Annotated in this window: 6 protein-coding genes; 4 read left to right on the top strand and 2 right to left on the bottom strand. The window is 64.8% G+C overall.

The window, feature by feature from the left end:
- On the bottom strand, positions 1–1,458 hold a 1,458-nt coding region (locus tag KBI52_RS34085; protein ID WP_210807484.1), incomplete at its 3' end, for a M10 family metallopeptidase.
- Between the two features lie 304 nt (positions 1,459–1,762).
- On the opposite strand from KBI52_RS34085, the gene tyrS reads away from it, so the two are divergent.
- From tyrS to KBI52_RS11260, 4 genes are all read left to right on the top strand, one after another.
- Positions 1,763–3,025 carry a tyrosine--tRNA ligase gene (tyrS, locus tag KBI52_RS11275; RefSeq protein WP_173945916.1) on the top strand — a complete coding sequence of 421 codons (1,263 nt, stop codon included), beginning with the start codon at positions 1,763–1,765 and terminating at the stop codon, positions 3,023–3,025.
- 131 nt (positions 3,026–3,156) lie between these two features.
- Positions 3,157–3,849 (top strand): YafY family protein, encoded by a 693-nt coding sequence (locus KBI52_RS11270; RefSeq protein WP_210807482.1) that lies wholly within the window; start codon positions 3,157–3,159, stop codon positions 3,847–3,849.
- 69 nt (positions 3,850–3,918) lie between these two features.
- The gene (locus KBI52_RS11265; protein ID WP_173945918.1) at positions 3,919–4,290 is read left to right on the top strand and encodes a VOC family protein; all 372 of its coding nucleotides are present in this window, start codon (positions 3,919–3,921) and stop codon (positions 4,288–4,290) included.
- A 12-nt stretch (positions 4,291–4,302) separates the two neighbouring features.
- The gene (locus KBI52_RS11260) at positions 4,303–4,758 is read left to right on the top strand and encodes an EVE domain-containing protein (RefSeq protein ID WP_210807480.1); all 456 of its coding nucleotides are present in this window, start codon (positions 4,303–4,305) and stop codon (positions 4,756–4,758) included.
- Positions 4,759–4,828: 70 nt separating this feature from the next.
- On the opposite strand, the gene KBI52_RS11255 is transcribed toward KBI52_RS11260, so the two are convergent.
- Positions 4,829–8,212 carry a DUF3971 domain-containing protein gene (locus KBI52_RS11255; protein ID WP_210807478.1) on the bottom strand — a complete coding sequence of 1,128 codons (3,384 nt, stop codon included), beginning with the start codon at positions 8,210–8,212 and terminating at the stop codon, positions 4,829–4,831.
- Positions 8,213–8,406: the final 194 nt, after the last annotated feature.

Below are 8,406 nucleotides of genomic sequence, written 5' to 3'. Positions count from 1 at the left end.
GCCGCGGTCGAGCCCGGTGAGCCGGTCGGCGTGGTTCGAGCCCTGCAGCACCTCGACGTTGAGGATCCTGTCGCCGGCGGCCGCGCCGCTGTTGGCGTTGCTGGTGAGGTCGACCGTGATGCCGCTGGTGGCACTCTGGTACGAGGCCACGTCCCAGCCCTCGCCGCCATCCATCAGGTCGGCCCCGGTGCCACCGTCGAGCCAGTCGTGGCCGGCACCTCCAAGGATCGTATCATCGCCGGAAGCGCCCGACAGGCCGTCATTGCCGGCGCCACCATCGAGCATGTTGCTTGCCACATTGCCTTTGATGCTGTCATGACCCGATCCGCCGATGGCATTCTCGATCAAGGACCGTGGGTCGCCGCGGTATTGGAAGGCGTTGTAGACATTGCCGCGCACGAAGCTCGTGGAGGTCTTCATCCCGAGCTGAGTCTGAGAGAATTTGATACAGCCGCCAGGCGCGAGATCAATCGTTTGGTCGCCAGAATAATTCGATAGATCGTAGGTGTCGTTTCCGCCGCCGTCCCAGATGGTCATGAAGATTTTGTTGGTCACGGGCGCACCCTGCCCGATGCCGTTGACGAACGCTTCGCCTGTTTCCGGGGACCACAAGTAAACGGTATTGCCGCCGTTGGTCGTGAAGTCGGCCCCATACATTTCCTGCAGCGCGGCGATGTCATATTGCATGTAGGTTTGCGGATTGTCCCACGTATTGCCATAGGACATGACCGTGTATTCCGGCGAATCGTGCTCGCCGCTCATGGTGGGCAATGTGCCGCCTGAATCGTGAGGGTGCTTGAGACCAAGAGAGTGACCAAGCTCATGCAGGACGAGCATATAGCTATAGGTCCCCGGCAACCCGCTGTTCCGCTCCAGCCAAACGTCGCCACCATAGACTGGAACACCAGGATAATAGCCGTGACTGCGGTTGATGAGCTCATTTGGGTTGAAACCGGCAATTTGGAGGGTTCCGCCGTCGCGACCCGCATAACTCAGTGAGAGATTGGTCACCCCTTCGACCGACGACAATCCCATCTTCGGTCCCCCCGAATAGGGACTGTAGCCTTCAAGGGCGTAGCGAACCGCCTGCTCAGTTTCGAAGGTCAGGGGTCGATAGCCGTTCGCGCTCGGATTGACCCATTGGTAGTCGCCACGGGAATCCGGCAGGCTATAAGTGATCTCCGTGCTATTCCATTGTGAACCGGACAGAATGCCCAGGACATCGCTATCGACCCCGGCCGGGACGTTGAACCTCACCCCCGACATGGCGTAGGGAGCGGCACTCGCAAGGATGGAAAAGATACCGATCGGCGATCGAGAGACATTATCCGATACCCAGTTGTAGACGGTATCGTAGAGGTCGCCGACCTTGCCGGATGCCCAATCCCACGCATCGCTCAAGGGTGATCCCGCCGCCATGCTGGCATAGATGTCATACGGCTGGAACGACGTCCCCACGGAGCCCTGTCCCATGGAGAGCACGGTTTGAACCACTCCATCGGGAATGGATCCTGGCATCCCATGACCGAAGCTCGACCAGGAGGGGCCTTGACCGTTCGACAAGCAGAGACAACACATGCAGCCCTCCATCGGATACGTCATGTGATAACATTGTTTATCTCTGAACTGTTACTGTCAAGCTACTCATTCGGCGAAGTTTGTTCGCGACATGCCACCTGGCGTTGTGCGCGATAGGGATGAAATGAATGCACGAACCTGCTACAGGCTTCGCCACCTGTGATCGCCCCAGACGAGAGATGCGATGAACGTACCGAAATCGGAATTTCTGAAGGTCCTGACGGAGCGGGGCTTCATTCACCAGACCTCGGATTTCGAAGGGATCGACGCGGCTGCGCTCGAGAATCGCCTGACCACCTATGTGGGCTACGACTGCACCGGCCCGTCGCTCCATGTGGGGCATCTTCTCTCAATAATGATGCTGCACTGGTTGCAGAAGACCGGAGCCGGCAAGCCGATCACGCTGATGGGCGGCGGGACGACCCGGGTGGGCGATCCATCCGGCAAGGACGAGAGCCGCAAGCTCCTGACCGTGGAGCAGATCGAGGCCAACAAGGAGAGCATCAGAACGGTGTTCTCCCGCTTCATTAGCTTCGGGGAGGGCAAGACCGACGCCATGATGGCCGACAACGCCGAGTGGCTGACCAAACTCAACTACATCGAGTTCCTGCGCGACGTGGGCCGGCACTTCTCGGTCAACCGCATGTTGTCCTTCGACAGCGTGAAGCTGCGCCTCGACCGGGAACACGAGCTGTCGTTCCTGGAATTCAACTACATGATCCTCCAGGCCTACGACTTCGTGGAGCTCAACAAGCGCTACGGCTGCGTCCTGCAGATGGGCGGCTCGGACCAATGGGGCAACATCGTCAACGGCATCGATCTCGGCCGCCGCCTCGGCACGCCGCAGCTCTATGCCGTCACCTGCCCTCTTCTGACGACGGCGTCCGGCGCCAAGATGGGCAAGACGGCCTCCGGGGCCGTCTGGCTCAACGCCGACATGCTGAGCCCCTACGATTACTGGCAGTTCTGGCGCAACACCGAGGATGCGGACGTTCCGCGCTTCCTGAGGCTCTTCACCATCCTGCCGATGGGCGAGATCGCCAAGCTCTCGGCCCTGCAAGGAGCCGAGATCAACGAAGCGAAGAAAGTCCTGGCGACGGAAGCCACCGCCCTGCTCCATGGCCGTGAGGCTGCGGAACTGGCCGCCGAGACGGCGCAGAAGACCTTCGAGCAGGGTACGCTGGCGGAGAGCCTGCCGACCGTCGAGATCGCGTCCAGCGTCCTAGAAGGCGGCCTCGGCGTCTTGACGGCCTTCGGCCCCGATTATGCGAAGCTCGTACCGTCCTCGAGCGAGGCGCGCCGGCAGGTGAAGAGCGGCGGCCTGAAGGTGAACGACCAGATCGTCTCGGACGAGCGCGGCACCTTGAGCCTGTCCGACGTGACCGCCGAGGGCGTGATCAAGCTGTCCTTCGGCAAGAAGAAGCACGTGCTCCTGCGCGCCGTCTGATCGATCCGGCCACCGGCGGCGAAAGCCGCCCGACATGAGCCGGGATTCCACGTCGTCTCCGGGTCCGGTTCGGAGTGGGCAAGGCGCACCGAACCTGCCAGACTATGACGTCCGCTCATGAGGGCCCTGCTTTGACCCGTTCGGAGCGCCTGCTCGAACTCCTGCAAACGCTGCGCCGCCACCGTCGCCCCGTGAGCGGGAGATCCCTCGCGCAGGAACTCGGCGTCAGCCTCCGAACGCTCTACCGGGACATTGCCAGCCTGCAGGCTCAGGGGGCCAGCATCGAAGGCGAGCCGGGGATCGGATACATCCTCAAACCCGGCTACTTGCTGCCCCCTCTGATGCTCTCCGATGACGAGATCGAGGCCCTCGTGCTGGGGTCCCGATGGGTTGCCGATCGGGCCGACGGCCCCTTGGCGTCCGCGGCCCTCAACGCGCTCGCCAAGATCGCCGCCGTTCTGCCCGACGACCTTCGCGGCAGCCTCGATGCCTCGCCGCTCCTTGTCGGCCCGGGCAACCCGATCGTCGGGGACATCGTTGACGTTGCCTCGATCCGCAAATCGATCCGATCGGAGCGAAAGCTCGTGATCCGCTACAGGGACGGCAGAGGCAGCGCGACCGAGCGGACGATCTGGCCGGTCGCACTGGGCTATTTCGACCAGGTGCGAGCCGTGGTCGCCTGGTGCGAGCTGCGGCAGGACTTCCGGCACTTCCGCACCGACCGGATCGCAAGCCTGACGCCGACCGAGATCCGCTACCCGCGCCGTCGCCGGGCGCTTCTGAAGGACTGGCGGGAATCCGAGGGCATCCCAGCACCGGTCTGATCACTGCTGCCGGAAACTGACAGCATCGTGCCGTAGTGTCCTCCGTGTCGCATTCAACGGAGACCAGATGTGCCGACCCCCAACTTCATTCTCCTCTACGTGGACAGCCCTGCCGCCAGCGGCGAGTTTTACGGCGAGCTGCTTCAGCGCAAGCCCGTCGAGGCCTCGCCGACCTTCGTCCTGTTCGCCCTCGAGTCCGGCCTGATGCTCGGCCTGTGGTCGCGGCACACGGTCCAGCCCGCCGCGATGGTGCCGGGCGGCGGAGCCGAACTCGCCTTCCCGGTCGGCAGGGACGCCGACGTCGACGCGACATGCGTCGACTGGAAGGCCCGCGGTGTGTCGATCATCCAGGAGCCGACCGTCATGGATTTCGGCCGAACCTTCGTCGCTCTCGACCCGGACAATCACCGCCTGCGCGTCTTCGCTCCAGCGGCCGAATAGGAGGGGTGCATCATGACAGGCTATTGGATGGCCGTCGCCTCCGCCGAGCATGTCCGGCGGGGGCGTTCGGAGGGCTTCATGCAGGTGTGTCACGGCAAGGCGGCACCCTTGCGGAGGATCAAGCCAGACGACGGGATCATCTATTACTCGCCAACCCTGACCTTCGGCGGCAGGGACCGTTTGCAGGCCTTCACGGCAATCGGGACCGTCCAAGGGGCGCAGACCTACCAGATCGACATGGGGGGCGGCTTCCACCCCTATCGCCGGGACGTGGTCTGGGCCGAGGCCCAGGAGGCACCGATCCATCCGCTGCTGGACAGCCTCGACCTCACGGCCGGACGATCGAACTGGGGATACCAGCTCCGGTTCGGGCTTGTGTCCATCAGCGCGCACGACTTCGACCTGATCGCCTCCGCGATCCGGCGGGACATGAGCCACGCCGACCTGGGGCGTCCCCGTGGGCCATGACGGACAAACGCCTCGTCTGTCCAGGGCTTCCCGGTCGGCCGGTGGCCTTTGCGGCCGAAGGCCCGGTCGATCAGCGTTCCGGAACCGTCGGCAGGGATCCTGTCTGCGGTTCAACACTCGCCCCCACGCCGAAGAGCTTGCGCAGGAAGCCCGGCGCGACGGCCGACAGGGGATTGACCGTCAGGGACGGTGCGCTGGCTTGGCCGTTCAGGCGGAAATTGACCGCGAACAGCCCCTCGTTCTGGCCCCCGCCCAAAAGCGGCCCGAAGAGCGGGACCTGAGCGAACACGTTGTTGAGGCCGTACGCCGGCACGAAGGTGCCGGCGATGTCGAGCCGGTCGCGGGCGTAATCGATGAATCCGCCCAGCGTGAAGCCGATCTGGTTGCCCCAGATCGCGGCATCCTTGAAATCGAGCCGGCCGGCATTGCGGGTGAATTCGAGCCGCGCCTTGGTGAACTGCACCTCGTTCACATCCACCCGGACATTCTGCGGGTTGCCGGCCCGGTCCTGGCCGGCGATGATCTGCGTCTGGGTGGGGATGATCCGCCGAAGGGCCGGCTCGTTGACCAGGGCAAACGAGTGCAGGATCACATGGCCGGCCTGCGGGCCGTCGCCTGTGGCAAGCTGGAGAATGAGGTCCCCGCCGGACATACGCCGGTAAACGTCGGTGAAGCGCAGGAGCGCGCCCGCATCCTGTGCCTGGAGGATCACCACCGGACCGCCGGGATCCGGCAGTGTCCGTCCGATGATGTCGGTCGCGCCGAGGCGACCCTTCATGTCGAGCTGGCGCAGGTTGTCCTTGCGCACCGAGGCCTTGATCACCGCGTTGGTGATCGCCTCCTCGTTGTAGCCGGTCAGGATGTTGAGGTTCAGATCAAGGTCGAAGTCCTTGCCGTCCCTCTGCCCAGCCGCGTTCCGTCCTGGCGAGCCCGGATTGGCGGAGCCCGCCGCACCACCCTTCAGGAACGGGCGGGCATCGCCCACATTCCCCCGGATCGCGACCTTGTAGACATTGCTGGAGCGTTCGATCTGCGCACGCATCTCGTCGCCGGGCGAGAGCTTGAAGGTCGCGAGCTCGGCCTTCTCCAGGCTGCCTTCGGTCGAGAGCGTCGCACTGCCTTTCAGCTGCACGGTGCCGCTGTCGAGCTGCAGATCCCTGATCTCGTCGGTCGGTCCTTCGACGAACGTGAACGTCAGCTTCCCGGGCCGTCCGGCCGGCTTCACCCAACCGGGGATCAGCTGATCCACGGCCGCCTTGGCAAGATCGGCTTCGACCAGGATGGTCGAGGGAGCCGAAGCCCCGAGGGGGAGGCTTGCCTTGAGCCCGACCGTTCCGGTCAGCTGGGAGCCGAAGGAGAGCCCGCGCCTGCCGCGTGCCGCCTCGTCGAGGGAGAACGCCACGCTCGCCTGCCCGCCCTGCCGGTTCTTCTGCAGATCGATCACGGCCGCGCTGCCGGCCAGCTTGCCGTCGCCTTTGACGACGAGGTCGCCTCGGTCGTAGGCGATCGTCAGATTGGCGCCTTCTAGGCGATCCTTGCCGAAGAACTTGTCGACGGCGAAGTCGTTGACGGTTCCCGTGACCTTCAGCGGCAGGTCGGCGAACGGCGGGATATGGCTGACGGGCAGGCCGATTCCGACCCGCAGATCCGTCCGGCCCTTCATGGTGGCGGGATCGATGTTGAACCCGGCGATTTCCTTGATCCGCGGCTCCAGCAGCAGGGCGCCGAGCCCGTCGGCGCCGCCCGTCAGGCGGAAATCGATGCGGGCCAGCGCCCGGTCGTCCCAGTAATCGTCGAGGATGAACGCGCCGTCCGAGGCATCCAGCGAATGGTTGCCCGCCATCTGGACGAGCCCGGAGGACGCGCGGACGGCGACCTTGCGACCCGTTACATGGCCAGTCACGTTCATGCCCGAGATCGGCGGAAGACCGTCTGCCACCTGGAGAACGCCATCGGAGATCGTGAAGTCGATCTTCAGGGACTCGTCCGGCGTCGGGCCGCCCGTCACCGCCTTCTCGATATCGGCCCCGGTCATCGCAACCTTGAGATCGATGGCGTCCAGCGTGCCCGCCTTCAGGTTGGACACGAGAAACCGGCGGACCGGAGGGGCAACGGCCTCGGGCCAGATGCGAAGCGCCGAACGGATGTTCGTCTTCTCGGCCCGCACATCCAGATGCAGACCCTTCGGGTCCGCCGCGGCCCCGATCAGCCCGCTGATCCGCGCCGAAAGCTCGGGTCCTTTCAGCGTCACGCTGTTGATCCGGACCCCGTCAGGGCCGGACAGATCGGCGGCGAACTCGCCGACCTGAAGGGGGCGGTCGCCGGTCGCCGCACCGGACCACACAAGATCGCGACCGCCGAGCGACAGGCGCCAGGGCTTGTTCGAGACCGGAGTTGCGAAACGTCCCTGCAGAAGCAGCTTCGTGTCGCCGCCCTTCAGGGCGAGTTCCTGCAGGTCGAGCACCTTCTCGGCCTCGTTCCATTGCGCGGTGATCGTCGCGCGTTCCACGGGGAAGGGCGACGTGTCCTTGTCCTCGATCTGGAACGTGCCGGCATTGCTCTCGAGCCGGGTCTTCAGCTCGGTGATCCGGCCCTCCGCATAGCCGATGTCGAAGCGCCCGGAGAACTCGAGATCCGTGGTCGCCGGCAGCTCGGACGCGCCGGCGAGCAGGAGGATGTCCTTGATCGGCACTTCCTTGGCGACCACCCCGGCCCGGTAGGCGCCGCTGCCCTCAACGAGAGCGTCGCCGTTGAGCTGCCAGGGTCCCTGATCGCCCTCGACCGTCGCGGCGAAGCGACGTCCGCCGCTCTCGGTCCAGTCGAAAGCCGCGTCCACGCGCTGGAACCGCGCCCGTTCGCGGCCGTCCGCATCGACGAAGACGAGGCGTGCATTGGTCAACTCGGCCTGGCCGAGCGAGTTGAGGACGCTCCCCGGACCGACGATGAGGTCGAGCAACGATCCGACGACCCCTGAGACCGGGGAAGGTCCATTGGCATCGCGGGCCAGCGAGGCCGCCGCCTCCTTGGAAGGCTCCGACGAGATGGGCGGCGTACCGGCCTCGACCTCGCCGGCTTGTACGGGCGAGAAGGCGAGCGATCCGTCCCGGTTGACCAGGACCCGCAGTTGCAGGTCGCGCACCTCGATGGCCTTGGGCTGAAGGTTGGCGGTCAGCAGGGACATGAGGTCGACGCTGAAGATCGCATAGGGAGCCCGCAGCACGAGGTCGCCGCCGGGCGCCCGGATGTCGAGGCCGTTCGCCCTCAGGGCCGGCGAGCCGTCATGGAGCTCGATGGCAGTATTCCGCAGCGTTACGTTCCAGCCTGGCCCGATGCGGGCCGCCAGGGCTCCTGCGACGCGGTCCGGCAGGCTCCCGAAGCTCATGGGAGCCGCGGAGAGCCGCAGGTAAAGCAGACCCAAGGCGACCGCCACGAAAACGACAAGGCCAAGCTTCACATAGAGAGTGCCACGAAGAACGCGCTTGAAAAGGCTCCGTTTGACCGGGTCTCGCCGGGACAACGTAGGACGAAATGGCAGCTTCATTCTTGTGACGTTGTGCAATCCGGTTCTTGCGCTCGGGCGCTTGTCGGGGAATCAGAGTTAAGACCTTAACCGTCTCAGGTGCCTCCCGCGACCGTCCCCGTCAGTCG

The sequence above is a fragment of the Microvirga sp. HBU67558 genome (genome assembly GCF_018069605.1).
GTDB classification, from domain to species: Bacteria; Pseudomonadota; Alphaproteobacteria; order Rhizobiales; family Beijerinckiaceae; genus Microvirga; species Microvirga terrae.
The sequence above is the reverse complement of the archived record's forward strand: the minus strand, read 5'-3'. Positions and strand labels throughout refer to the sequence as shown.